This is a genomic window from Haladaptatus sp. DJG-WS-42 (genome assembly GCF_037198285.1).
GTDB lineage: Archaea > Halobacteriota > Halobacteria > Halobacteriales > Halococcaceae > QDMS2.
The window spans coordinates 1,602,029-1,625,457 of record NZ_CP147243.1 but is presented as its reverse complement, the minus strand read 5'-3'; the positions used below and the strand labels follow the sequence as shown (position 1 = coordinate 1,625,457).

The window sequence follows — 23,429 nt, the reverse complement described above, 5'->3', positions numbered from 1 at the left end:
TTGTCGGTTTCGGCGAGTCACACCTCAAACACGGCCACCAGCACGAACAGACTCCCGAGTAAAGCCACCGCAGCGACGATGTAGAGGCGGGTGCTCGTCTGAACGGTGTCGGTGACGAACCAGAAGAACGCGCCGGTCGCGTAGAAAAACGCCGCGAACGCGAGTAAGATGACTTGGACGACCCGGTCTGGGTGTTCGCGGTCGGGGGCCGGTTCTGCCACGCCGGATTCGAGGTTCGAGTGGAATCCGTCGAACCGCTCGGTTGGAACGGCAATCAGCCGCGGCGAGGTCAGCCGAGACGCGCCCGACTTATAGGAGAGATAACGGAGCGTCACGTCGCCGACGCGAACGGGTCGAATTCCGGCGAGCGAAGCCAATGAAATCGTGGTTCCTGCGTGCAGTTCACCTCGCTCAGGGTCGAGCTAGCCTTCCCCAGAGAGCGCAGCGGTGGCGACGAGCAGGAGAAACGAGAGTGCGAACATGCCGTAAAATGCGCGGCCGTCGGCGAGAAATGCGAGGGCAAACACGACAGTGAGTATCACGGCAGAAAGCGCGACCTGTCTCCAGCCAGCAATGTCCGGGAACGCGAAGGGCGTGAACTGAGGGCGTTGGTTCTCGTCGGTCAGCATCGGCCACAGATACACAATCGATCCCGGCCCGCCGACGAGAAGGAGGAGGACGAACAGCGCGATGGTCGACGGGCGAGCGGTGGCGAGAACGAGGGGACGATGAGCGCGAGAGCCACGACAACGAGGAGCGCAATCGCCCCGAACGAGGCGACTGCAAGGACGCTGAGAATGCGGACGACGCGCGAGCTGTCGCCTGAGACCTACCACTCGATTCGTGGAGACTCAGTCACGACGTACTAGTTTCTGTCAACCGGGTAAAATCACTCCCACCACTCGCCGCGCCGCTCCGAATACGACGCACCGCGGAAGGGGTCTGGGTACTCCGATTCTGCTTCGAAGCCAAAGCCGTAGCCGAGCCACCAGCCGACGTGCCAGCCAGTGGCGTCACGGTCGATGTGCGTGAGCGTGATTTCGAGGTGGGTGTAGGTTTCGAGCGCGCCGTCGCCGTCAGGGTCTTCGCCCCGGACTGCGCCACACGAACCGGGGTCCACGCCGCACGGCGAGCTGTCGGTAAAGCGAATCACGATGTCCGCCTCTGACGCTGAACTCACCGTGACAAAGGAGACGTTTTCGGGGACGTAGTTGTCCGCGCCATTCGAATAGTAGTCGAGGGCGTGTTGTAGCTGCGCGCGGACTTCTGTGCGTTCGCCCTCCGGCACCACGCCGTAGTCAACGTACACCGAGAGTTCGGCGTGGTCCCACGGGAGCGGCCGTTCGGTGGCGTTCGTCTGTGGCAGCGTCGTCAGACTCGCCTGCCCGTTCATGATCGACCGCGGTTCGTCGCCGTGGTCGAGGCCCATCGCGTGGCCGAGCTCGTGTTTGAGGACGAGGACGGTCGATTTTTCGGAGAGTCCAGAGAGCACCTGAATCCGCTCGGGACGGCTCACCTGCCGGGCGTCGGTGATGTACGGTGCGCAGCCAGCGACCTCGCGTTTCTCACCGCAGGTCTCGACGTGCGGGACGAACTCCACGACGATGTCCGGGTTTTCTGCGTTCGGTTCGAGGGCAAAGGAGAGTGGGTAGCCCGCGTAGCGCTGGCTGTTTGCTTCCCAATAGGCGAGCGCCTCCTCGACGAGCGGTTCGTACTCTCTGGAATCGTCTTCTGGAATCGAGAGCGCCACTGTGAGCGTCTCTTCCTGCCACGGGTTGTCCTGTGCGCCGATGGCTGTCGGCGTGGCTTGGGGCGTCGGTGTTTGGGTTTGGGTGGCCTGTGCTGCTGTGGTCTGGCCGGTAGACTGCGTGGTCGTTGCAGTATCTGCAAAGCCCGGGTCTATCGGGGCCGCACAGCCCGCGAGAACGATGAGGAGCGTCAGCAGGAGGGCTCGCCCGTTCATTACTAAGCTATCGGATAGCCCCACCTATCACGCTTGTGGTGGTGCAGTCGCTCCGTGTATGAAAGTGGCTGAGGGGAGTAAGCCCCCTTCTGTTCTTCCCGGTATTCGGCTGAGCGTCCGCATCGTCGTCCGGGCTACCTTAGCCGATGGGACTTGCACCGGTGAGGTTTCGCCGTTCCATCCGTTCTCCACCATCGACCCTCGGTGGGTTAGCTTCCCGTCCTTGCGGTTGGGGTCGCGCACCTCATCGGTCCGGTGGAGGGGTCTCGTTTCTGTTCCAGAGCCAGCGGTCTCCCGCTCCAGACTTGCGCCTGGTCACCTGCCCAGACAGTGGGGGGACTTTCCTCGTTGGCTTGCGCCACGGGAACCGGGCTCCCTCTGCCGGCAGATGGTAGGCCGCGTAGCACAATTAAGGCGTTCGATTGGCCGAAACCCACGGGCTTGTGAGATAGTTTGGGTTCCGGTTTGTCTGAATGAAAGCGTTGATTACTATTGTTCTCGTTACAGGTGGTATGTCCGAGGCTCAAACTGCGCTCTTTTCATACGACGACGGCCGCGGGGCTGTCGACCTCGCACGCGAGGCGGTAGACCTGTTCGTCAACAACGGCCAACGAAAACAGCCGGGGAGTATGCGCGATGCCTTCTACAACCGGGCCGGGGTGTTCATTCGCCTGCAATCGACACAGGGGAGAGGCCGCCTCCGCGGCTGTGCCGGAACTGTCCAGAGTACAGATCGCGTGGGCCACACCATCATCGAAGCCGCGATTCAGGCCGCGAGCACCGACTCGTGTGGCTCCGAACTCGAAGCCGCAGAGCTTTCGAGCACCGCCATTTCGGTGTGCATCGTTACCGACGTCATCGAGACAGACGACCCCGCCGCAGACTTAGCAGTCGGCACCCACGGCCTCGCCGTCCAGAAGGGCAGCCAGTTTGGCTGGCTCTACCCGACCGTCCCGGTCGAGAACGGCTGGAGCGAGTTCGAGTACTTAGACCGTACCTGCCGGAAAGCCGGACTCTCGCCAACGGCGTGGGAAAAAGACGACGTTGACGTACTCTTGTTCCGCAGTCAAGTGTTCGAAGAGCGAACCCCGAACGGCTCGATAAAAGAGCGGACCTTCTAGTTCTCGCCGAAGCCGACCTTCGTCGCGTCCGTCGCGGCGCGTTTTGCAGCGTCTGTCAAGTCAAACTCACGGACGAGTTCACCCTCGCGGATGAGCGGTTCGAGCATCGGCCTCCCGTCGGTTGGTCCGGGACGACTCGCGAGGCCGACGTGGTGGCCGCCGTCGCGGGTTCGGTACACCTGCTTTTTCCCCGAGAGCTTTCCGCGCTTTGAGGCGGGTTCGCCCTCGACTTCGACGATGTCGAGCGCGAAATCGAGTGGGTCTGCGTTCGAAACGTAGCCGCCAACGCCGAAGCCATCGACGAGGTCTTTGAGTTCGTGGAGGTCAGCGGGCTGGAGGCCACCAGAAACGAAGATATCGACGTGGTCGTAGCCGCGCACCTCGAGTTCCCAGCGCACCTCTCGGATGATGTGCGCGAAGTCACCGCGCCGCGAGCGCGTCGTATCGATGCGGATGCTCTCTAAGTCCTCGCCGAGTTCGGCCGCGGCGCGAAGTGCTTCTTCGACCTCATCCGAGTAGGTGTCACAGAGCGCGACGCCCTGTCCGGTCGCCTCGTAAAAGGCGCGCCACGCGGCTTCCTGTTCACCCCGCCCGTAGCACATGAGCAAGGCGTGGGGCATCGTGCCGCCCGCCTCGCGCCCGAGCAGGTCGCCCGCGGCGGCGTGTGAGAAGCCGTCGAAGCCGGCGAGGAGCGCGGAGCGTTCGACGACCGCGGCCATCGACGGGTGGACGTGGCGCGCACCGAAGCTGAGCATGGTCGTGTCAGGGGCGGCGTGTCGGGCTTCGAGTGCCTTCGTCGCAATCCCCGTCGCGTGTGAGAGGAAGCCGAGCAACGCCGTCTCGTAGCGCGCAAAGTCGCGATACTTCCCCGTAATCTGGAGCACTGGCCCCGCGTCGAATAGGTTGCCTTCAGAGAGGGCATCGACATCGACCGGGAGGCCTTCGAGAAGGTGGGCGGCGTCTTTGACGCCAGCAAAGAGGTTGAACTCGCCCGTGGGGAACTGATTGGCCGTTACTTCTGCGACGACCGTCGGGTTCTTCCCCGCGTGGTCGAGCGTGGTTTCGGTCCGCTCGAAGTAGACATCCGTGGCGCGTCCCGCTCGGATGGCTTCGGTGGACACAATATCGAACGCATCGGACATAGTGAACGTTTCCCGGTGGAGCGCGAAAAAACTACCCGTCTATGCGCCCGAGCGCACCGAGTGATGGCGCGTTCACGATTTTCACTTGCGTCCCCGACTGCGTCACCCGGAAGGCGTCTGCGAACGGTTCGCCCTCGGGGATGCGGTAGACGCCGCCTGCGCGCTCGACCGCGCCGTTTGCTTCGAGCACCTGTCGGTAGGCATCGACGAACTCGCGGGCGTCCGCTTCGGATTCCCACTCGGTCACCCAGACGTAGCCGTACTCGTCGCCGTTCTGGTACGGGATGAGGCTGTCACCGGCCCATCCGGTCGATGCCGGGAACGCGTAGGCGTACGGCGACTGGTCTGTCACCACGCCGTTGGCCCAGAGCATGGCGTAGATGGAGGCTTCGCCAACGGTGTCCGCGTTCGGGCGGTTGTCGAACGAAAACCGCTCCCAGCCGCCCGACGACCGGTCTGGCACGTCGAGTTCGACCGGACGGTCGTCCGGGTAGTCCTCGGGGTGGATGACCTGCTCTGTGCTCTGGGGAACGTCGTCGTAGGCGTCGTTCACGGCCTCCCAGCCGCCGCGGTCGCGGAGGGTTTCGACGAACAGCGGCCCCTCTGCGTACGGCTGGTAGATGACCGAGAAGACGCCGCGATTGAAGTCGGCTGGCGCACTGCTCGTGCCCCGGTCTGGCCGGGCAATGCAGTCCCACTCGGCTTGACAGCGCGATTCGTAAAGCTGTTCGACGTAGTTCGCATCGCCTTCGGTCAGGCCGTCTGCGGCGAGGTCGCCGTCTTGGGAGTCTCGTCCGCCGCCGAATCCGAAGTGCTGGTCTTGGAGGGCGTGGACGAGTTCGTGTGAGAGCGTCGTCCGGTCGACCATCGGCGTCGCAGAGTCGCTCACGAGCGTGATTTCGCCGCCGCCGCTGTAGTAGCCCTGCACCGCACTGCCGTAGACGTCGCCAAAGGCGTCTGAAACGGTGGCGTCTTCGGAGACGAGAAACAGTCCCTCCCAGACCTGCTCGTTCCAGCGGTCGTAGTCGGTGGGTTCGTTGGCCCAGTCGCTCCCGCGCCGCGAGCGGTACTCCTCGCGGCTGATGAGCGTCACCGACACCGATTCTGTGAACTCCAGCCCTCGGATGACTTCGACGCGAGCCATCGTCCGGGCGACGACGGCTTCGCGCTCGGTTTCATTCAGGCCGTCGCGCTCGTCAATGGAGAGCGGGTCGTCGTACCAGTAGCCGTTTTCCCAGCCAAGCGTGTCGTCATCGGGGTCTTCTTGCGGGCCGAGAATGCCACCGACACAGCCGGAAAGAACGACGAGGAAGGCGAGGGCAACGAGCGAGCGAGTGCGTGCCATCAGGCGGCGGTCTCAGACACGTCGGGCAGGTCATCGGTCGTCGGCGCGTTCACGATGGTGACCGTGTCGCCCTCGACGGAGATGTAGAAGGCGTCCGCGTACGGTTCACCCTCGGGGACGACCCAGACGTTCTCGCTCACGCGGTGTGCGCCCCAGTGCTGGAGGAGGCGCTCGTAGCCGTCTGCAAACTGCTGGGCGTCTTCGGGGGAGTCCCAGACGAGTTTCCAGACGTAGCCCGTCTCGCCGTCGTCATTTTTGTAGACGTGCATCCGGTCGCCATCCCAGCCGCGGGTGTAGCGCAGGTCGTAGTTGAACGGGTCAGAGCTGTTGACTCGGCCGTTTTCCTCGTAGTTGATGAACTCCTGTGGCTCGACCACGCGTGACTGGTTGTACGAATCGGTGAACGTGTGGGCGAACATCGCAGAGAGCGCAGACTGCCCGAGGCTCGCGTAGGCCGGGCGCTCTTGGTCTGGGTGTGGCGACTCGGGGATGACGCGCTCCCAATCACCGGCGTTGGTGTCTTCAAGGGTCACGTCCGTCGGCTCATCGTCGCCGTACTTCTGCGGGTAGATGACCTGTTCTGCACTGTTCGGGAGGTTTGCGTAGAGGTTGTTCACGCCGTCCCAGCCCTGTGCGCTGTGGACTTGGCCGACGAAGCCGGGCCCGTCGCTGTACGGGAAGAAGTTGAGGAAGTAGATACCCCAGTGGAAGTCGTCAGGGACGCCGCCACCGCCGTTCGATTCAGGCGCTTCGAGGCACTGCCATTCTGCGTCACAGCGTTCGAGGTAGAGCCGCTGGACGTAGTTGGCTTCGCCCTCGATGAGGCCGTTTCGCGCGTTGTAGAGTTCGCGGGTCGGCCGCGAGATAGAGGAGATGTTGTAGTGCTGGTCTTGGAGGGCGTGGACGAGTTCGTGAGAGAGCGTGCCTTCGGCGTCGAGCGACGGCGTCTCGGAGTTTGCGACGATGACGATGGCGTCGTCTTTCGGGCTGTAGTAGCCGAGGACGTTCGAGCCGCGATTCGTGTTCTGGACGGCTAAGGCATCTCTGTCTTCGCCGACGAAGAACATCGCTTCGAACTTCGCGTTGTCGAAGGCGCGGAAGTCGTCGGTGTACTCTTCTTGGGTCTCGTTTTGGTACTCTGCGCGCGTGATGATTTCGACGGGGACGGTCTCGTTGAATTCGAGTTCGCGCACGTGTTCGACCCGAGCCATCGCGCGGGCGACGACGGCGTCGAGTTCCGTCTCGTTCAGACCGTCGTCGGTCGTCACCGAGAGCACGTCGTCGTGCCAGTAGCCGTTCTCCCACCCGAGCACGTCACTCTCGGGGTCAGGACGGGGCGTCGTGGTCGGTGTCTGTGTGGTTGCCTGCGCCGTTGTCGGGCTGGCCGTTGACGTTGCGGTTTGCGTGTCCGCTGGCGTCGTTGTCGTCGCATCCGTGGTGTCCCCGGGGAGCACGGCGCTACAGCCGGAGAGAACGAGGAGGAGTGCGACCAGGACGGTGGCGAGTGCTCGCATACCTCTACAATAGCGGGTGTCAGTGAAAAAGCACCCGGCGAGTTCACCCTGCGAACAGGATTTTTCCCCGACGGCGGTAGATGTCTAGCATGGAACTCGACCCAGCCACCACGGCGGTCGTCGTCGTGGACATGCAAAACGGCTTCTGTCACCCCGACGGGAGCCTCTACGCGCCCGGCAGCGAGGCCGTCGTCGACGACGTGACCACCCTCGTCACACAGGCGCGAGAAGCGGGCGCGACCATCGTCTACACCCGCGATGTCCACCCGCCAGCGCAGTTCGCAGACGCCCACTACTACGACGAGTTTGAGCGGTGGGGCGAACACGTCGTCGAGGGGACGTGGGAAACCGAATTCGTGGCCGAACTCGACGTGCGCGACGAAGACCACATCGTCGAAAAACACACCTACGACGCCTTCTACCAGACCGAGTTGGAGGGGTTTCTCTCGGCCCACGGCATCACCGACCTGCTCATCTGTGGGACCCTCGCAAACGTGTGCGTGCTCCACACCGCGTCGAGTGCGGCGTTACGCGATTTCCGCCCGCTCATCGTCCGCGAAGCCGTGGGAGCCATCGAAGACGGCCACAAACAGTACGCCCTCGACCACGCGGCGTGGCTGTTCGGTGACGTGCTCTCACAGGCTGAGGTGGCCTTCACTCAGGACTGAAACAGCCGGAACGCCGCCTGCCCGGTCGCCACTTCCGTCGTTTCTCCGTCGGGCGTTTCGCTCTCGACGGTGATGTCTGCCCACCCAACCGAGGAGCCGGTGCGGACGACTTCCGCGTGCGCCGTGAGGGCGGCTGAGGCCCGCCGGAGGTAGTTCACGTTCAGGTTGACCGTCGCAAGCGTATCTTCGAGCGGATTTGCGAGCGTGGTTCGGAGGGCAAGTCCGCCCGCGGTGTCGATGAGCGAGGCCGCGACGCCGCCGTGAATCGTCGGTGGGTCGGTCGGGTTCGTGAACTTGTCGTCGAAGGGGATAGTGAGCGAAATCTCCCCGTAAGAGACGGTATCGACGCGCATGCCAAGCCACGCGAGATAGCCATGTTGGTTGTCGATGACGTGTTGAATCGTCTCGGCCGTCCCGTCGGGAATCTGCTGGTCGCTCATATGCTGGTCCTAACAGGCAACGGCCTTCTATGCACTGACTTTCGGTGCGGACAGTCTGGAGAGGCGTACTGTCTCGTATATTTATATGCTCAGCGCGCGACTATATCCATAGACGATACCGGAAACACTGGTGTTGGGGGGCGTGGGTTGATAGGGACATTCGACGGGTGGGTTGGCGGAGCGGTTGTCGTAGCACTGCTAGCGCTGTCGATGTTCGACTCAGCCCTCCGCTCGGTCGCAGACATCGTCCATCTTAGAGACCAGGAAAACGAATCTATGGAAGATCACGAACCAGAGGGCCCGCGCCTCGTTGCCCACGTGGTGACGCGCGTGCCGCCAGACGCGATTGTCAGCAACGCTTGGGCAGACCCAATAAAGGGTTGTCACCCAATTCAGTACATCCTCAAAGAGGCGTTCCTCTCGAAACAGACGCCGAAACTCGTACTCACCAAACAGGAGTCGGTTCAGGACGTGAAACACGTCTTCTCACTGCTTCCCTACACCGAAGGTGACGAGGAAGAAGAACGCGACGGCTACTACGTAAACACCAGCCATGGGGTGGCCGTCCTCACGCTCGAAGAGGCGGTCACGGTCGAACAACGCTGAGCATCACGTCGTCGCCAACGGAAAAATCGTGACCCGGTAAGACGAGTTTTGCGCCGAATGTGTCCTGCGAACAGTAGAGCGACAGCCCCGTGAGCGGCACGTCGTTTGCCAAAACTTCGAGCGAATCCCACGTCACGTCGCGGTCCGTGGCGACGCCGACGCGTTCACCCGCAAGTTCAACCGCCTGCTCGCCGCGATTGCCGAGTGCGCCCCCGCCGTCGTAGTGGGGAAGCCCGCCGTCGAGCACCACGCCCGGTGCGCCTTCGATGCCCGCGAACCACTCACCCGGAGCCGGGTGCTCCGGTTCGTCCAGCCTGAGCCACGTCTCGCCAGTTTCGATGACCGTGCCGGTGCCGTCCCACGCGAGCGGGCGCACCGAACAGTCGAGGTCGAGTTCGACAGACCCCGCCGCCCGATAGTGGTTCGCGTCTTTTGCTCGAAACCCGAGGTGGATGTGGTTCGACACCCACGGCGCGAAAAAGCCCGCGCGCACCATCTCGCCAAGTGAATCGCCGACTTCGACAACGTCGCCCGCTTCGACCGCTGGCTTGACGTGGAGCATTCTGGCCACGTACTCGCCCGTATCCACAAGGATGAGGTAGTCGTGTTCCGGCGAATAGGGCTTTGGCGGCGCGCGCACCGCGCGGGTGTCGAGCACCGCACCCGCAACCGGCGAGGGCGCGTCGTTCGTCTCGGGATAGAGGTCGATGGCACAGCCATGGTCGTGGGCCGCATAGGGAGAGTTGTAGAGCGAAAATCGCGGATACCGAGCGAGTACCGACGAATCGAGCGTAACCATCGCTCGCAGGTAGCAAGGGAGGGTGTTTAGTCCCGTCGGGAAGTCAGTTCTCCCATGCGCGTCATTCGCGGCCGGGCAGCCACCGTGGCCGCAGACCAAGAAGCGAGTCGGCGGCTGCTCGACTGGGTCGCTGAGAACGGAACGCCAGCCGTCCGCGTCTGGACGCCCCACCGACAGGTCGCCTTCGGGCGGCGTGATTCGGGGTCGCCGGGCTACGAGCGAGCAAAACAAGCGGCAGAAGCCCACGGCTTTCCACCCATCGAGCGCAATGTCGGCGGCCGCGCGGTGGCCTACACCGGGACGACCGTCGCCTTCGGGCGCGCCGTGCCCATCGCAGATATGCGAAGCGGACTTAGTGACCGCTACGATAGTCTCACGGCTGCCGTGCAAGTGGCGCTCTCGCGCCTCGGTGTCAGCGCGTCTACGGGCGAGCCGTCCAACTCCTTTTGCCCGGGTGCACATTCGCTTCAAGCCGACGGGAAACTCGTCGGCATCGCCCAGCGAGTCCGGCGCGGCGCGGCGCTCGTCGCGGGCATCTGTATCGTCACCGGCCACGCGGAGATTGCAGCCGTTCTCGACCCCGTCTACGACGCCTTGGGCGTGCCGTTCGACCCGGATTCGGTCGGCAGCGTCGAGAAGGCGGGCGGCCCAGCGGATTCTCAAACAGTCATCAACGCCCTCGAAACTGCGCTCGCCGGGCCGGGCGACCACGAGGTCGTCTCGGTCCGAGACGTTTAGGGTACTCGGCGGCGCAGGTGTGCCCATGCTCATTACTAACGCGACGCTCGCGGACGGCCGCTGCCGTGACGTGCGCATCGCAGATGGAACCATCACCGAACTCGGCCGCACACTCGCGGGCGACGCAGACGTAGACGCGAGCGGGAAGCTCCTTTTGCCGGGCATGATAGACGCTCACGTCCACTTTCGTCAGCCGGGCTACGACCACAAGGAGACGTGGGAGACGGGGAGCCAGTCGGCGGCGGCGGGCGGCGTAACGACGGTCGTTGACCAGCCGAACACCTCGCCGCCGACCGTTTCTGGTGAGGCGTTCGATGAGAAGGCCGCGTTCGCAGCGCAGTCGTACGTGGACTGGGGTATCAACGGCGGCGTCACCGAGAACTGGGACCGAAAGAGCCTCCTCTCGCGGCCGTTGTTCGCCCTCGGAGAGGTGTTCCTCGCGGATTCGACCGGGAACATGGGCATCGCCCCGGTGCTGTTCGAAGATGCCGTGAAAGCCGCGACGAAGAAGGGCGTCGCCGTCACCGTTCACGCAGAGGACGCGACGTTGTTCGACGAGTCGGCGAAAGACCGCGACGACGCCGACGCGTGGAGCGCCTTCCGCGCCGCAGAAGCAGAAGCGGAAGCCGTCGAACTCGCCTGCAAAGTCGGTGAGCAGGTTGGCGCACAACTCCACATCGCCCACACCAGCACGCCCGAGGGCGTTGACATCGCCGCAGATTATGGGATGACCTGCGAAGTGTCGCCCCACCACCTCCTGCTCTCACGGGCTGACCTTGAGGAACTCGGGACGTTCGGGCGGATGAACCCGCCGCTTCGCAGCGAACAGCGCCGCGCCGCCGTCTACAAGCGCGTCGCCGACGGGACGGTGGACATGATTGCGACCGACCACGCCCCTCACACGCGCGAAGAGAAAGACGCGAGCATCTGGGACGCGCCGAGCGGCGTCCCCGGCGTGGAGACGGCACTGCCGCTCCTGCTCGAAGAGGCGCGCAAAGGCAACCTGACCTACGAGCGCGTCCGTCAACTTACGGCGTCGAATCCCGCGGCCGTGTTCGACCTGCCGAAAAAAGGTCGGGTCGCCGTTGGCATGGACGCCGACTTGGTGCTCGTTGACCCCGATGCAAGCCGCGAGATTCGCGGTGTGGACCTGCACTCGAAGTGCGACTGGACGCCGTTCGAAGGCATGCGAGGCGTGTTCCCCGAGTGGACGATGGTTCGCGGCGAGACGGTGTTCGACGACGGCGCGTTCGGCGAGGCGGTTGGCGAGAACGTTCGGTGAGCAGAGAGTTTTGTTTTCGCGGCCCGTACCTAACGGAATGGCCGAAATTCCCCCAGAGTTCCACGACCTGTTCGAAGGCCGTGCGTTCGCCCAATTCGCCTCAGTCCTCCCCGACGGCAGCCCCCACGTCATCCCAATGTGGGTCGAGTACGACGACGGCTTTCTGTACGTGAACACGGTGACTGGCAACCGAAAACACCGAAACGTCGAACGCGACCCGCACGTCTCACTCGCCATCAGCGACCCCGAAAACCCGTATCGCTATCTCCACATCCGCGGCGAGGTGGTCGAGATGACCGAAGACGTTGGCCAAGAACAGCTCAACCGACTCGCAGAACGGTACACGGGGAAGAAAAAGTCGCCACGCGAAGGCGCGGCGGACGCGTCGCGGACGGTGCTGAAGATTCGTCCCGACGCCGTGGTCGGTCGCGCCCCACCGACGCGCCAGCGCCGTTAGAGCGCGAACGAGGCGAGCACCGACCCCACCATCATCCCCGCGCCGAACCCGGCGATGCGCGCCATCGCACGCCGGGAGTCTGCTTCTGTCCAGTCGCCGCCCGCTGCGAGGTACGACTGCATCGTCTCGATGGCCTGACCCATGAACACCGAGCCAGTCCAGCCGAGCGTCGCAAAGCCAAGGGCGAGCGCGCCGAGGGAGAACACCTGACTGGTAGCAAAGCTGGCGTCACCCTGATAGAGCGTGTAGGCAACGGTGGCGACGACACCAACGACGAGGCCAACGAGGCCCGCGCCACCGAGGAGTCGGATGCGTGGGCGAAGCCACGCGCCACCGTCCATTAGTCGATGGCGTCGCGCATCCGTGGGTCGAGTGCGTCGCGCATGCCGTCACCGAGGAGGTTGAACCCGAGGACGGTGATTGCGAGGAACAGGCCGGGGAAGAAGGACCACCACCAGATGCCAGAGAGCAGGCCGTTGGTGACGCCGTTCGAGAGCATCAGCCCCCACGACGGCGTCCCGGGAGCGGCACCAAAGCCGAGGAACGACAGCGCCGCGATGTCGATGATGGCGAGGCCAAAGTTGAGCGTACTCTGGACGGTGATGGGCGCGAGCGTGTTCGGCAGGATATGGCGGAACAGGACTCGCGGGTCACGTGCGCCGAGCGCGACGGTCGCGTCCACGTACTCGTCTTCTAACACCTTGAGCGCCGCCCCGCGGACGACGCGGGCAAAGCGCGGCGTGTAGACGAGGGTGAGCGCGATGACGACCTTCCAGAGCCCCGCGCCGAAGATGGCGACGAGCGCGAGCGCGAGCAGGAGCGATGGGAACGCGAGCAGCACGTCCATCGTCCGCATGATGACGTTGTCGGTCATGTCGGAGTAGTAGGCGGCCATGATGCCGAGCGTGATGCCCGCCATCGTCGAGAGGCCGACCGTAATCGTCCCGTACTTCATCGCCAGCCATGCGCCGTACAGCGTACGCGTGAAGATGTCACGGGCCTGGCCGTCCGTGCCGAACCAGAACTCGCTCGACGGCGGCGCACGGTTCGGGTTCGTCCCGAGTTGCGACGGAACGATTTGGCCGAGGTCGATGAACAGTCGCGCGTACACCGCAATCACTAACAGCGAGAAGATGATTGCGAGCCCGGCGACGGCGAGGCGATTCGACAGGAGTTCAGAGAGGAACGGCGAGGCTTGCAGTCTGTCTACGAAGCTGCGGTCGTTCCGGTTCGTGGTGTTGGTTTCCGTGCTCATTGTTCGATCCGTGGGTCGAGATAGGAGTAGGTAACGTCAACGCCGAGATTCACGAGGGTGAACAAGAACGCGAAGGTGAGCACCGTCCCTTGGACGACAGGATAGTCACCCACCTCGATGGCATCAACCAGCAGCGTGCCAATCCCGTTCAGCGAGAACACCGTCTCGGTGAGCACCGCGCCGCCGAGCAGCGTGCCGAACTGAATCCCGATGACCGTGATGACCGGGATGAGGGCGTTTTTGAAGCCGTGTTTCATCAGCGTGATTTTGATACCCTGTCCCTTCGCGCGGGCAGTGCGGATGTAGTCTTGGCGGACGACTTCGAGCATCGATGAGCGCATCATCCGCGAGAGCAGCGCCATCGAGTAGATGCCGATGACACACGCCGGAAGGATGAGGTGGTGCACCGCAGAGAAGAACGCGTCGTACTGGCCGTATAACAGCGTATCAACCGTCAGTAGGCCCGTGATGGGGTCTGGCGTCGAGTACAGCGGCGAGATGCGCCGACCGGTGGGGAAGATGTCGAGGAGTTGGGCGAGCACCAAGATGAGCAGCGGGCCGCTCCAGAAGATGGGGACGCTGATGCCGGTGAGCGCGCCAACGCGCGTCAGGTGGTCGGTCAGTGAGTCCTGTTTGACCGCCGAAAGCACGCCAAGGGGAATCCCGAGGAAGATGCCGATAAGCTGGCCGTACAGGGCGAGTTCGAGCGTGACCGGAATGCGCGTCCGGAGGAGTTGCTGGACGGTTGCGTCCTTGTCGATGACAAAGGAGTTGCCAAACTGGAACTGGGCTGCATCAACGAGGAAGCGTCCGTACTGGACGTAGATGGGGTCGTTTAAACCGAGTTGATTCTCAATCTGTCTGACTGCCTCCTCTGTTGCCCGTTGGCCTGCGATGACACGGGCTGGGTTACCCGGGGCAAGTTGGAGGATTGCAAAGACGAGCGTTGCGACTCCGAACAGCACCGGAATCAGCAACAGCAAGCGCTTTGCAATGAACCGCTTTGAGACCATACTTCACTAAAAACGAAGTTCAATCAAAAATTGCCCGATTCTATTGGGAGAGGCTAACGTCCTTCAGGTGTGGCCCACCGATTGCGGATGGGACGTATCCGGAGACGTTGTTTGCGACGCCACGGAGTTCCTGTGCGTGGTCGAGGAAGACCCATGGAGCCTCGTCGTGGGCAATCTGAGCGGCCTGATTGTACTTCTCAGTCCGCGTGCCTTCGTCGTAGGTTGCCTGTGCTTCTTCGACGAGCGTCATGTACTCTTGGTTCGCCCAGCCAGCGACGTTCAGGGTGTTGAAGCCCTCGGTGTCGAAGGCGACGTAGTCCTGTCCGTCTGGCGATTCGACGCCGGGGTGGAGCAGGGCGTAGAAGAAGTTGTCTGGGTCGCCGTTGTCGGTGTACCAGCCGAGGAAACACGCGTCGTGTTTGCCCTCTGCGGTGTAGTCGAGGAATGGGTCGAACGACTGCTGGTTGATGGTGACGTCGATGCCGATTGCACCGAGGTCGGAGCGAACCTTCTCTGCGGTCTGGATTGGGGATGGGTTGTAACCGCGTGGGTTCTTGAACGTCGCGAGTTCGAAGGTGAAGCCGTCACCGTAGCCGGCTTCGGAGAGCAGCGACTGTGCTTTCTCCTGGTCGTACGGGTACGGGTCAAGGTCTTCGTTGTAGCCGAGGACGTTCGATGGAATTGGCTGGCTCGCCTGCTGTGCGAAGCCTTCGTAGATGTTGTCCACGATTGCCTTCGTGTCGATGGCGTAGCTGATGGCTTGGCGAACCTGCTTGTTGCGGAACTCCTCGCGCTTTGCCATGTTGAACGCCATGTAGCCGACGTTGATACCCTCAAACTGTTCGAGTTTGGCGTTGGAGGAGTCTTCGACGACCTTCGCGGCCTCGCTGCCGAGCCCGTCTACGATGTGGGTCTCGCCTGCGTCGAGCGACTGCGCGCGAGCGGTGTTCTGGCCGGTCGTGAGGAAGACGGCTTCGTCAACCTTCGGACCTTCGCCCCAGTAGTCCTCGAAGGCGGTGAGGCGGACGGACTCCGTGCTGTCTTCGAGGGCGTCGAGTTCGAACGGCCCCGTGCCGACTGGGTCAGCGGAAAGGTCAGTGCCCTTCTCTTTGATTGCTTTCTCCGAGTGGACGGAGGAAGCGAACATCGCGAGGTTACGCAGGAACGGTGCGTACTCCTCTTTGAGTTCGATGACGAGCTTGTAGTCTTCCGCTGCGTTGACGCTCTCGATCCAGTTGCCGAGCGTGAACGGTCCGTAGGCGGAGGCGTAGTCAGCGCCGGGGAAGTGTTCGTACTCTTCGTCGACGAAGCGGCGGTAGGTTGCCTTGAAGTCAGAGGCGGTGAACTCCTCGCCGTTGTGGAATGTGACGCCCTCGCGGAGGGTGAGCGTGGCCGTCGTCCCAGAGAGGTCCCATTCGGTTGCGAGACCAGCCATGAGCGAGGTCTTGCCCGGCTCGAACATCACGAGCTGGTCGTACAGCTGGTTCGTGACCTTCACGTCCTCGCCAGAGGTCGTGTTCTGTGGGTCGAGGGTACCGGAGTGAGAACCACGGGAGTACAGCAGGGTGCCACCCGAGCCGCTGCCCGAGCCGTCACCGTCGCCGTTTCCATCGCCGTCGCCCTCATCGTTGCCTGCGATACAACCAGCCATCGATGCCGCGACTGCGGCACCACCGGCTGCCTTGAGGAAGCTACGACGCTTCAGGTTGTCTTCAGGAGACATGAATCATAGTCCAACATACATCATTGATAATAGTATCGGATACATTTGGTGAGAACAATAGAGTCGGAAAAACGCCGCAAGGAGCGTGTGAGGCGCTATTTTTCAGACGGCTGCTCGTATAAATGACAGGCGGCCGGATGTGCAGTATCCTGCAACAGTGGACGAGACTGTTCACACGGGCTCGCAAACGTGTCTCGCAGTTCGGCTGCGGCACGCTCCCAGTTCCCGTCTGCGAGGTGGCGCATCGACTCCTCTACGACCTCGCGTGGCTCGCCGGTGAGTTCGTGGTCGAACTCGCGGTCGTAGAGTGCCGAGATGAATGCAGAGAGCGGCGCGGGGTAGCCGCCATCGGTGGCGACTGCACTGCTCTCTGCGCGCGATTCTGCGGCGTCCCAAATGGGGTCGAGCACGAGGTCTTCTGACTCGACGCGCTCACGGTAGTCCATCACCTCGCGGTAGGCGGCCTGTTCGATGTCGAGGCCCTCGGGCGGGATGACCTGCGGACACCGCGTGCGGAAGTGACAGCCAGACGGTGGGTTGATTGGGCTTGGCACGTCGCCTTCGAGCAGGATGCGGTCGGTCTCTGCGTGCGGGTCTGGTTCGGGAATCGCAGAGAGCAACGCTTGGGTGTACGGATGACGTGGCTCGTCGAACAGCGCGCTCGTCTCGGCGATTTCGACGACTTCACCGAGGTACATCACGGCGACGCGGTCACAGAGGTGGCGCACCACAGAGAGGTCGTGGGCGATGAACAGGAATGTCAGCCCGAACTCCCCCTGCAGGTCTTCTAAGAGGTTCAGAATCTGGGCTTGCACGGACACGTCGAGTGCCGAGACGGGCTCGTCACAGACGATGAAGTCCGGGTCAACCGCAAGCGCACGGGCGATGCCGACGCGCTGGCGCTGGCCGCCCGAAATCTCGTGAGGGTAGCGGTCGTACTGAGCCGGGTCTAAGCCAACGGCCTCCATCAGTTCCTCGACGCGCTCGCGGCGGTGTCCCTCCGCCAAGTCGTGAATCGCAAGCGGCTCTTTGATGATTTGCCCGACGCTCATGCGCGGGTCGAGACTCGACATCGGGTCTTGGAAAATCATCTGCATGTCGCGGCGCATCTCGCGCATCTCCGTCTTCGAGAGGTCGTTTATGTCCTCACCTTGGAACACGACGGTTCCCTCCGTCGGGTCAAGGAGACGAAGGATGGTGCGACCCGTGGTCGATTTCCCACAGCCAGATTCGCCCACAAGGCCGAGGGTTTCGCCCTCGTAGATGTCTAAGTCAACGCCATCGACGGCTTTCACGCTCGCTGGTTCGCGCGTGAGCAGTTCGTCGAGCATCCCGTCTGCCTTCGAGAAGTGCTTTTTCAGGTCACGGACTTCGAGGATACGCTCGCCGTCGTAGTCCACCGAGCTTTCCTCGGCAGAAACGCCCACGCGGTCTGCGCCGTACTCGTCTTTGTCGAACGACTCAAAGATACACTTCGCACGGTGGTCGACGTCTTCGGGGCCGTGTTGGAGGTACGGAATCTCGCCTGCGGTACAGTCCTCTGTGGCCCATGGACAGCGGTCTGCGAAGTGGCAGCCGTCGGGCATGTCGATGAGGCCTGGGACGTTGCCCTCGATTGGTGTGAGCCGGTCTGCATCTTCGCGTGGAATTGATTCGAGCAGGGCGTAGGTGTACGGGTGACTTGGGTTGTCGAAAATCTCCTCGACAGGGCCCTCTTCGACGATTTCACCGGCGTACATAACCGCGACGCGGTCACAGGTCTCTGCGACCACGCCGAGGTCGTGGGTGATAAACAGGACGGACATCCCGAGGTCGTCCTGCAGTTCATTGATGAGGTCTAAAATCTGCGCCTGAATCGTCACGTCGAGTGCCGTCGTTGGCTCGTCTGCGATGAGCAACTGTGGCTGACACGCGAGCGCGATGGCGATGAGGACACGCTGGCGCATCCCGCCGGAGAACTCGTGTGGGTAGTTATCGATGCGGGCTTCGGGCTCTGGAATCCCGACCGCAGAGAGGATGTCGATGGTGTCTTCTAAGAGTTCCTCGCTCATGTCGGCGCCGAGCTTTGGCAGGACTTCGCGGACGGCATTCAGCCACGAGTCCTTCTTCCGGCCGCCGTACTGGTGGAGGCGAAGACTCTCTGCGACCTGCTCGCCGACGGTAAGCGCCGGATTGAGCGAGGTCATGGGGTCTTGGAAAATCATGCTCATCGCCCCGCCGCGGATCTCCCGCATCGCGGATTCGGGGGCGTTGGTGAGGTCGATGACACCCTCGTCCTCGTCAACGAACTCGTGGGAGTTCTTGTACTTCGCGGCGAGGTCGGCCGCGACGTCCGGGGCGTGGAACTCCACCGAGCCATCGGCGATGTGGCCGGGGTCGTCAACCAAGTTCATGGTCGAAAGCGCGGTCACGCTTTTTCCCGAACCTGATTCGCCCACGAGGCCAACTGTCTCGCCTTCGCGGACGGTCAAGTCGATACCGTCAACTGCTTTCACCGCACCACGTTCCGTGTTGAACTGCGTGCGGAGACCCGATATGGAGAGCAGGTCGGTCATTGAGGCAAATTTTGAAATCTCACTATAAACCAGTACCGAATGTCTATGCCACGCACGCAATCCACACCCACACAGCCGAACGCTTTTGACCCGTGGAAGAACTTGTACGGGTATGTCTGAGGAAGCCCACAATCCGCTCGGCCGCGTCACCGGCCAGTGGGACGCCGTGCTCGCGGACATGGAGGCAACCGCCGAGGAGTACCGCGAAGACGGCTGGAACGTCATCGAGGTACACCCGGGCGACAGCGTCGCCGTCGCAGACGACGTGCGCTACGGCATCGACCTCATCGTCCCCTCCTCTGAGTTCGAAGCAATCGCCGACTGGATGGACGACGAGCAAGCCGAATTCGACTCCTATGAAGTGTTTCGCGCGGGCAACGACGACATCATTTATCTCCTGCTCGTCATCCGCGACGAAGCCACAAAACGCGCTATCTGCATCCCGTCGTACTACGACGTGCGAACGGGTGAAGACATGATTTCGCGCGCCCGCGAGGAGGGCGTCGTCTACACCCACGCCCGCCGGCTCTCGACCGACCGCATCATCACCTTCACCCACGAGCAGGCGGGGATGTTGTTGCCACAGCGAGACTAGACGGATAGCAGAGGATGTGGTGAAAAAGAGCGGTGATGCTTAGACAGTCGGTTTGATGTTTTGATTCATCCGGAAAAGATTGTCCGGATCCCACTCGTTTTTGAGCGCAACGAGGCGCTCGTAGTTCTCCAAGTAGGCCATCGATTGCTCACCCTCAGATTCGGTCGTGAAGTTCACGTAGGTTCCGCCGGTCGCGTGTGGGGCTAACGCGTCGAAGTACTCCCGGGTCCACGCAATGCACGCATCATCTTGGTTGGGGCTTTGCCAGCGGGTCGTGATGTTCACTAAGAAATCTGCGTCTCGGTGGGGGTAAGCCGTCGCATCCGAGGGGACTCGGTTTACCGCCCCGCCGAGGTGGGTGACAGAGACGCGCGTATCTGGCGTTGGCGGCGAAATCGCGTAGTCCGTGATGCAATCGAGTGCCGCTCCCGACGGGGATTTGAAATTGTGCGATTTCCAGAAATATCGCTCGCCGGCCGGATACGACGCATCGAACGCCTGCTGCCAGTCTACGAACCGCCATGGCTCAACGGTGTCGGCGAGAAGCGTACCGAGTGTTTTGAACGGCGCAACCGCCTCCCGCCCGTCTTCGATGTCGCCCGAGTATATCGGAATGACTGAGAGAATTCGTTTGCCGTGGTACGCCTCCGGGATGAACGGTTCGGGAGCGGCGGTAGAGAAATTGAGCCACACAGACAGTTCGTCGGGGGCAGCGGAAGCGTACTTCCACCACCCCCGGACGACCGAGTGAGCCTCGGTAGCCGGATAGATGAGCAACCCAGCGAGAACCGCCTCCAGTTCGTGGAGGTCGAACTCAAAGTTGGTCACGATGCCGAAATTGCCACTGCCGCCCCGGACGCCCCAGAACAGGTCGGGGTTGCTCTCAGCACTGGCGTGGACGAGCTCGCCCTTGGCTGTGACGAGGTCTACAGCCCGGAGATTGTCTATCGTCAATCCGTGTTTTCGACAGAGGTAGCCGAACCCACCACCGAGGGCCAGTCCTGCGACGCCCGTGATTGAAACGACGCCCGCGGGTGCGACGAGACCGAGCGGCGCGGTTTCGTGGTCAAGGTCGCCCAGTCTCGCGCCGGAGCCAACGTGAACTGTCCGGGCCTCAGTATCGACAAGGACGGCGTTCATGTTACAGAGGTCAATCTGGAGGCCACCGTCGCAGACGGCGTTCCCCGCAACGTTGTGTCCGCCACCTTTCACTGCAATCACGAGTTCATGTTTCCGGGCGAAATCGACCGCAGCCATCACGTCGGCAGCCCCAGACGGGCGCACGATGACGGCGGGGCGGCGGTCGATCATCGCGTTGTACACCGTTCGAGCCTCGTCGTATCCATCGTCGGCTGGTTGGATTACCTGCCCGCGAATGTCTGCGTTGAGCCCACGTACTGCACTATCGTCTAACGGGGCCGTGATAATTGACATCACAACTCACAGTTAACAGACGCAACGCGGTTGCATAAACTTACACGGCAGACGCTGACTCGGTGGTTTTCAAGAAATCAGCTCGCACTGAGAAACGAAGGCAAACTCAGTCACCGGCGGCAACAAAACGGGCCCAGCAGCCTCAGGGTTCGTGAATGCACCCGCACTCGGGGCACTCGACTTCTTCGTATCTGAGTTCTTGACTCGCCTGTCGCACCTCACGCATCACCGTCGAGATACGCTCTTCTGCGGCGAGTTCTTCGTCCACGGTCAAATCGACGCCCTCGACTTCGAGGAGGAACTTTGCGACCTCGGTGGCCTCGTACATCACGTCGTCGAGTTCTTCAGCGGTGAAAAAGTCGCACATCGCGCCGTAGAGGAACGTCGCGCCCGCTTTTCGGACTTTACTCTCGAAACTTGAGCGTGCCTGATTGACCGCCTGTGGCGAGTAGGTGTCGGTCATGAACGGGACGAGTTCGGGGAGGTTGCGCCCGATTTTCGTCATCTCGACGCCGGTTTCAGTGCGGAAGTCAGAACAGAGTCGCGCGATGGCCCACTCGCGGGCGGTCACGTAGGTCCGGTCGCGCAGGAACTGGTTGACGCGGTCGTAGGCCGCCCCATCCATCTTCGAGAAGCGGGCGTACTCGGCGACGTCGTCGGGGATGTCGCGTTCTGGTTCTGCCTCGGGTGGGGTGTTCGATTCCGGAGCCGCCGGTTCGGGTTCCGTGGCGTCCGTCGAGGCTCCCGCCTCTGAATAGTCGCTGTCCGTGTCCTCGTTTGCCTGCTCCACAGGGTTGTCCGGAGCGGGCGGGTCACCTGCCATATGCCACCCTGTTTCGCCGGCCCCAAAACCGTATCGACGGAGGGATAACGACTTTGCCACCGGCACGCGTTTCCCCGCGTATGAACGTGCTGTTGGGTATCGGCGGAACCGACGACTCACTTTACGCGCTCTCGGAAGTCGTCGAGCGGACGAAAGCGACGGGTGATACGCTCACCATTGCCATCCTCGATAACCCCGAATCAGACCGCGCCGCAGACGCCATCGAGCGACGAGTGCGCGACGTCATAGAAGAGTACGGCGTCGAAGCGAGCATCGAACATCTCTCTGGACACCCCGGAAGCAAGCTGGTTGAACTGGCAGACAGCGGCGAGTTCGACCGCGTCGTACTTGGCGGCGGTCAGCGCAGTCCGATGGGGAAAATCAACCTTGGGAGCATCTCTGAGTTCGTCCTGCTCAACTCCCGAACGTCGGTGACGCTCATCCGATGAGCCGCGAAATCTACCCCGACGAGGTGGCAGGCCCCTTCGACGAACCACCGCTTTCGTTCACCGACACGGAAGGCCGCGAGCTATCCGTCGAAGCGTACGACGACGCGATAGAAGAACTCGTGGCGATGTACGTCGAGTTCGACCCCGCAGACCGCGCCCAAGGCATCCCACCAGTCGGCGAGGAGAGCGTCCGCAAGTGGCTCGAAAACATCGTCCCGAAAGGACACAACGTGGTCGCCCGCCACGACGGCACCATCATCGGTCACGCCACGCTTGTCCCCGACGGTGAGACGTCGTACGAACTCGCCATCTTCGTCCTCCACGCCTATCAGGGCGCAGGCATCGGCTCGAAACTGATGACCGCACTGCTCGGCCTTGGCGCGGCACGCGGCGTCGAAAAGGTGTGGCTCACCGTCGAGCGATGGAACGCCGCCGCAATCGGGCTGTATCACAAAGTCGGCTTCGAGACGAGCGGCACCGAGAGCTTCGAACTCGAAATGGCGATTCGACTAAACTGAGAGCACGGGCTGGCTCGCATAGAGCAACACGTATTCTGCGGCTTTCGAGAGCACTTCGTCAGGTCGCCCCGTGAGCGGTTCGCGGGGGATGACGAGGAAGTCTGCGTCCACGTCGTCTGCCACGTCCAAGATGACGCTTCCGGGGTGCTGGGTTTTGCGGTGCAGCGAGAAGCCAGCGGCCGCAGAGTGCCCAACCGACACGGATTCCGGGCGGATGGATTCGAGTGATTTGACGAACGTCTCCATGCGGTCTGCGACGGTGTCAGGTTCGAGTTCGCCTGTCGCCATCGCACGGACGGAGTCTTCGCTCACGATACTGAGGAGGTGAACCGATGCGCCGTAACGTTCGGCAATCGCAAGCGCGTATTCGGCAGCCTGCATCGAGGCTTCGCTGCCGTCGACGGGAGCGAGCACCGTGTCAACTGAAACGGGCGCAGCCATGTGCCAACCTGGGTCGTCCCACCTAAAAAAGCCTCCGAGGGCGCGACAGGCAGAATTTATACATCATCGCGCAAAACGACAGCGTATGATTGACTCCGTGGTCATCGCAACCGATGGCTCAGCCAGCGTCGAGCGAGCCGTGACGGTTGCGCTCGACCTCGCAAACCGCTTCGATGCCACGGTACACGCCCTCTATGTTGTCGATGACAGCGAGATTGACACCGCCCCCGACAGCATCCGCGAGGAGTTCCGCGACGCACTCGAAGACGCCGCAGACGAAGCGCTCGACGCGGTGAAAGCGGGCGCTGCTGGCGACGTCGTCACCGCCATCGAAACCGGTCGCCCGGCGAGCGTCATCTGCGACTACGCCCGAGACCACGACATCGACATCGTCGCAACCGGCACCCGCGGCCGTCACGGCGAACACCGCTTCCTGCTCGGGAGCGTTGCAGAGACGGTCGTCCGCCGGTGTTCCGTACCCGTCCTCACGGTGCGCCAACTCGAAGGCGAAGCCGCCCAGTAACCGAATTCGCGCGTCTCGCCAACCG

Annotated in this window: 26 protein-coding genes and 1 other RNA gene; 10 read left to right on the top strand and 17 right to left on the bottom strand. The window is 62.5% G+C overall.

Annotated elements, in window-relative coordinates:
• Positions 1 to 17 precede the first annotated feature (17 nt).
• The 4 genes from V5N47_RS08945 to rnpB form a co-directional block, all read right to left on the bottom strand.
• Complete coding sequence (locus tag V5N47_RS08945) at positions 18 to 377, bottom strand: hypothetical protein (protein ID WP_338726978.1); 360 nt, start codon at positions 375 to 377, stop codon at positions 18 to 20.
• 45 nt (positions 378 to 422) lie between these two features.
• Positions 423 to 629, bottom strand: a complete 207-nt coding sequence (locus tag V5N47_RS08940; protein WP_338726976.1) for a hypothetical protein — start codon at positions 627 to 629, stop codon at positions 423 to 425.
• A gap of 260 nt (positions 630 to 889) precedes the next feature.
• A complete protein-coding gene (locus V5N47_RS08935; RefSeq protein ID WP_338726974.1) occupies positions 890 to 1,963 on the bottom strand; it encodes a matrixin family metalloprotease in 1,074 nt (357 codons plus the stop codon).
• Positions 1,964 to 2,029: 66 nt separating this feature from the next.
• Positions 2,030 to 2,346, bottom strand: an RNA gene (gene rnpB / locus V5N47_RS08930) — RNase P RNA component.
• Between the two features lie 129 nt (positions 2,347 to 2,475).
• On the opposite strand from rnpB, the gene V5N47_RS08925 reads away from it, so the two are divergent.
• The gene (locus tag V5N47_RS08925) at positions 2,476 to 3,084 is read left to right on the top strand and encodes a TIGR00296 family protein (RefSeq protein ID WP_338726972.1); all 609 of its coding nucleotides are present in this window, start codon (positions 2,476 to 2,478) and stop codon (positions 3,082 to 3,084) included.
• On the opposite strand, the gene V5N47_RS08920 is transcribed toward V5N47_RS08925, so the two are convergent.
• The 3 genes from V5N47_RS08920 to V5N47_RS08910 are packed head-to-tail and all read right to left on the bottom strand — an operon-like array spanning position 3,081 to position 7,085.
• Positions 3,081 to 4,226 (bottom strand): nicotinate phosphoribosyltransferase, encoded by a 1,146-nt coding sequence (locus V5N47_RS08920; RefSeq protein ID WP_338726970.1) that lies wholly within the window; start codon positions 4,224 to 4,226, stop codon positions 3,081 to 3,083. The two genes, V5N47_RS08925 and V5N47_RS08920, sit on opposite strands and share 4 nt — an antisense overlap.
• 31 nt (positions 4,227 to 4,257) lie before the next feature.
• Positions 4,258 to 5,571, bottom strand: coding sequence for an Hvo_1808 family surface protein (locus tag V5N47_RS08915; protein ID WP_338726968.1), 1,314 nt, complete (start codon positions 5,569 to 5,571; stop codon positions 4,258 to 4,260).
• Positions 5,571 to 7,085, bottom strand: a complete 1,515-nt coding sequence (locus V5N47_RS08910; RefSeq protein WP_338726966.1) for an Hvo_1808 family surface protein — start codon at positions 7,083 to 7,085, stop codon at positions 5,571 to 5,573. Before V5N47_RS08910 ends, V5N47_RS08915 begins: the two co-directional genes overlap by 1 nt.
• Before the next feature lie 89 nt (positions 7,086 to 7,174).
• Between V5N47_RS08910 and V5N47_RS08905 the strand changes: the two genes are divergently transcribed.
• A complete protein-coding gene (locus tag V5N47_RS08905) occupies positions 7,175 to 7,753 on the top strand; it encodes an isochorismatase family cysteine hydrolase (protein WP_338726964.1) in 579 nt (192 codons plus the stop codon).
• On the opposite strand, the gene V5N47_RS08900 is transcribed toward V5N47_RS08905, so the two are convergent.
• The gene (locus tag V5N47_RS08900; RefSeq protein ID WP_338726962.1) at positions 7,744 to 8,193 is read right to left on the bottom strand and encodes a PaaI family thioesterase; all 450 of its coding nucleotides are present in this window, start codon (positions 8,191 to 8,193) and stop codon (positions 7,744 to 7,746) included. The two genes, V5N47_RS08905 and V5N47_RS08900, sit on opposite strands and share 10 nt — an antisense overlap.
• 210 nt (positions 8,194 to 8,403) lie before the next feature.
• On the opposite strand from V5N47_RS08900, the gene V5N47_RS08895 reads away from it, so the two are divergent.
• Positions 8,404 to 8,799 carry a hypothetical protein gene (locus V5N47_RS08895; protein ID WP_338726961.1) on the top strand — a complete coding sequence of 132 codons (396 nt, stop codon included), beginning with the start codon at positions 8,404 to 8,406 and terminating at the stop codon, positions 8,797 to 8,799.
• Here the strand turns inward: V5N47_RS08895 and V5N47_RS08890 are convergent.
• The gene (locus V5N47_RS08890) at positions 8,780 to 9,598 is read right to left on the bottom strand and encodes a hypothetical protein (protein ID WP_338726959.1); all 819 of its coding nucleotides are present in this window, start codon (positions 9,596 to 9,598) and stop codon (positions 8,780 to 8,782) included. The genes V5N47_RS08895 and V5N47_RS08890 overlap by 20 nt on opposite strands.
• A 54-nt stretch (positions 9,599 to 9,652) precedes the next feature.
• Between V5N47_RS08890 and V5N47_RS08885 the strand changes: the two genes are divergently transcribed.
• From V5N47_RS08885 to V5N47_RS08875, 3 genes are read left to right on the top strand one after another with little or no spacing between them, the layout of a single operon-like run.
• Positions 9,653 to 10,336, top strand: a complete 684-nt coding sequence (locus V5N47_RS08885; protein ID WP_338726957.1) for a lipoate--protein ligase family protein — start codon at positions 9,653 to 9,655, stop codon at positions 10,334 to 10,336.
• A gap of 25 nt (positions 10,337 to 10,361) precedes the next feature.
• Entirely contained in the window at positions 10,362 to 11,618 is a 1,257-nt protein-coding gene (locus tag V5N47_RS08880) for a dihydroorotase (RefSeq protein WP_338726955.1), read from the top strand.
• Positions 11,619 to 11,655: 37 nt separating this feature from the next.
• A complete protein-coding gene (locus tag V5N47_RS08875) occupies positions 11,656 to 12,075 on the top strand; it encodes a PPOX class F420-dependent oxidoreductase (RefSeq protein ID WP_338726954.1) in 420 nt (139 codons plus the stop codon).
• On the opposite strand, the gene V5N47_RS08870 is transcribed toward V5N47_RS08875, so the two are convergent.
• From V5N47_RS08870 to V5N47_RS08850, 5 genes are all read right to left on the bottom strand, one after another.
• The gene (locus tag V5N47_RS08870; protein WP_338726953.1) at positions 12,072 to 12,416 is read right to left on the bottom strand and encodes a hypothetical protein; all 345 of its coding nucleotides are present in this window, start codon (positions 12,414 to 12,416) and stop codon (positions 12,072 to 12,074) included. The genes V5N47_RS08875 and V5N47_RS08870 overlap by 4 nt on opposite strands.
• A complete protein-coding gene (locus V5N47_RS08865) occupies positions 12,416 to 13,330 on the bottom strand; it encodes an ABC transporter permease (protein WP_338726952.1) in 915 nt (304 codons plus the stop codon). Before V5N47_RS08865 ends, V5N47_RS08870 begins: the two co-directional genes overlap by 1 nt.
• Positions 13,327 to 14,343, bottom strand: coding sequence for an ABC transporter permease (locus V5N47_RS08860; RefSeq protein WP_338726951.1), 1,017 nt, complete (start codon positions 14,341 to 14,343; stop codon positions 13,327 to 13,329). The genes V5N47_RS08865 and V5N47_RS08860 overlap by 4 nt, the downstream gene beginning before the upstream one ends.
• A gap of 40 nt (positions 14,344 to 14,383) precedes the next feature.
• Positions 14,384 to 16,066 carry an ABC transporter substrate-binding protein gene (locus V5N47_RS08855; RefSeq protein WP_338726950.1) on the bottom strand — a complete coding sequence of 561 codons (1,683 nt, stop codon included), beginning with the start codon at positions 16,064 to 16,066 and terminating at the stop codon, positions 14,384 to 14,386.
• A 95-nt stretch (positions 16,067 to 16,161) separates the two neighbouring features.
• A complete protein-coding gene (locus V5N47_RS08850; protein ID WP_338726949.1) occupies positions 16,162 to 18,621 on the bottom strand; it encodes an ABC transporter ATP-binding protein in 2,460 nt (819 codons plus the stop codon).
• Between the two features lie 112 nt (positions 18,622 to 18,733).
• Here V5N47_RS08850 and V5N47_RS08845 point away from each other — a divergent pair, with 112 nt between their 5' ends.
• Entirely contained in the window at positions 18,734 to 19,216 is a 483-nt protein-coding gene (locus V5N47_RS08845; protein ID WP_338726948.1) for a hypothetical protein, read from the top strand.
• A 39-nt stretch (positions 19,217 to 19,255) separates the two neighbouring features.
• Here the strand turns inward: V5N47_RS08845 and V5N47_RS08840 are convergent, their stop codons facing one another.
• Both V5N47_RS08840 and V5N47_RS08835 read right to left on the bottom strand, forming a co-directional pair.
• The gene (locus V5N47_RS08840; protein ID WP_338726946.1) at positions 19,256 to 20,650 is read right to left on the bottom strand and encodes an FAD-binding oxidoreductase; all 1,395 of its coding nucleotides are present in this window, start codon (positions 20,648 to 20,650) and stop codon (positions 19,256 to 19,258) included.
• A 142-nt stretch (positions 20,651 to 20,792) separates the two neighbouring features.
• Entirely contained in the window at positions 20,793 to 21,473 is a 681-nt protein-coding gene (locus tag V5N47_RS08835) for a DUF5806 family protein (RefSeq protein WP_338726944.1), read from the bottom strand.
• Positions 21,474 to 21,553: 80 nt separating this feature from the next.
• Here V5N47_RS08835 and V5N47_RS08830 point away from each other — a divergent pair, with 80 nt between their 5' ends.
• On the top strand, positions 21,554 to 21,922 hold the full coding sequence (locus V5N47_RS08830; RefSeq protein ID WP_338726943.1) for a universal stress protein: 369 nt from the start codon (positions 21,554 to 21,556) through the stop codon (positions 21,920 to 21,922).
• Complete coding sequence (locus V5N47_RS08825; protein ID WP_338726941.1) at positions 21,919 to 22,440, top strand: GNAT family N-acetyltransferase; 522 nt, start codon at positions 21,919 to 21,921, stop codon at positions 22,438 to 22,440. The genes V5N47_RS08830 and V5N47_RS08825 overlap by 4 nt, the downstream gene beginning before the upstream one ends.
• Here V5N47_RS08825 and V5N47_RS08820 read toward each other — a convergent pair.
• Complete coding sequence (locus V5N47_RS08820; RefSeq protein ID WP_332897804.1) at positions 22,432 to 22,881, bottom strand: universal stress protein; 450 nt, start codon at positions 22,879 to 22,881, stop codon at positions 22,432 to 22,434. The genes V5N47_RS08825 and V5N47_RS08820 overlap by 9 nt on opposite strands.
• A gap of 85 nt (positions 22,882 to 22,966) precedes the next feature.
• Between V5N47_RS08820 and V5N47_RS08815 the strand changes: the two genes are divergently transcribed.
• Positions 22,967 to 23,404, top strand: coding sequence for a universal stress protein (locus tag V5N47_RS08815; protein WP_338726939.1), 438 nt, complete (start codon positions 22,967 to 22,969; stop codon positions 23,402 to 23,404).
• The last annotated feature ends 25 nt before the right edge of the window (positions 23,405 to 23,429 follow it).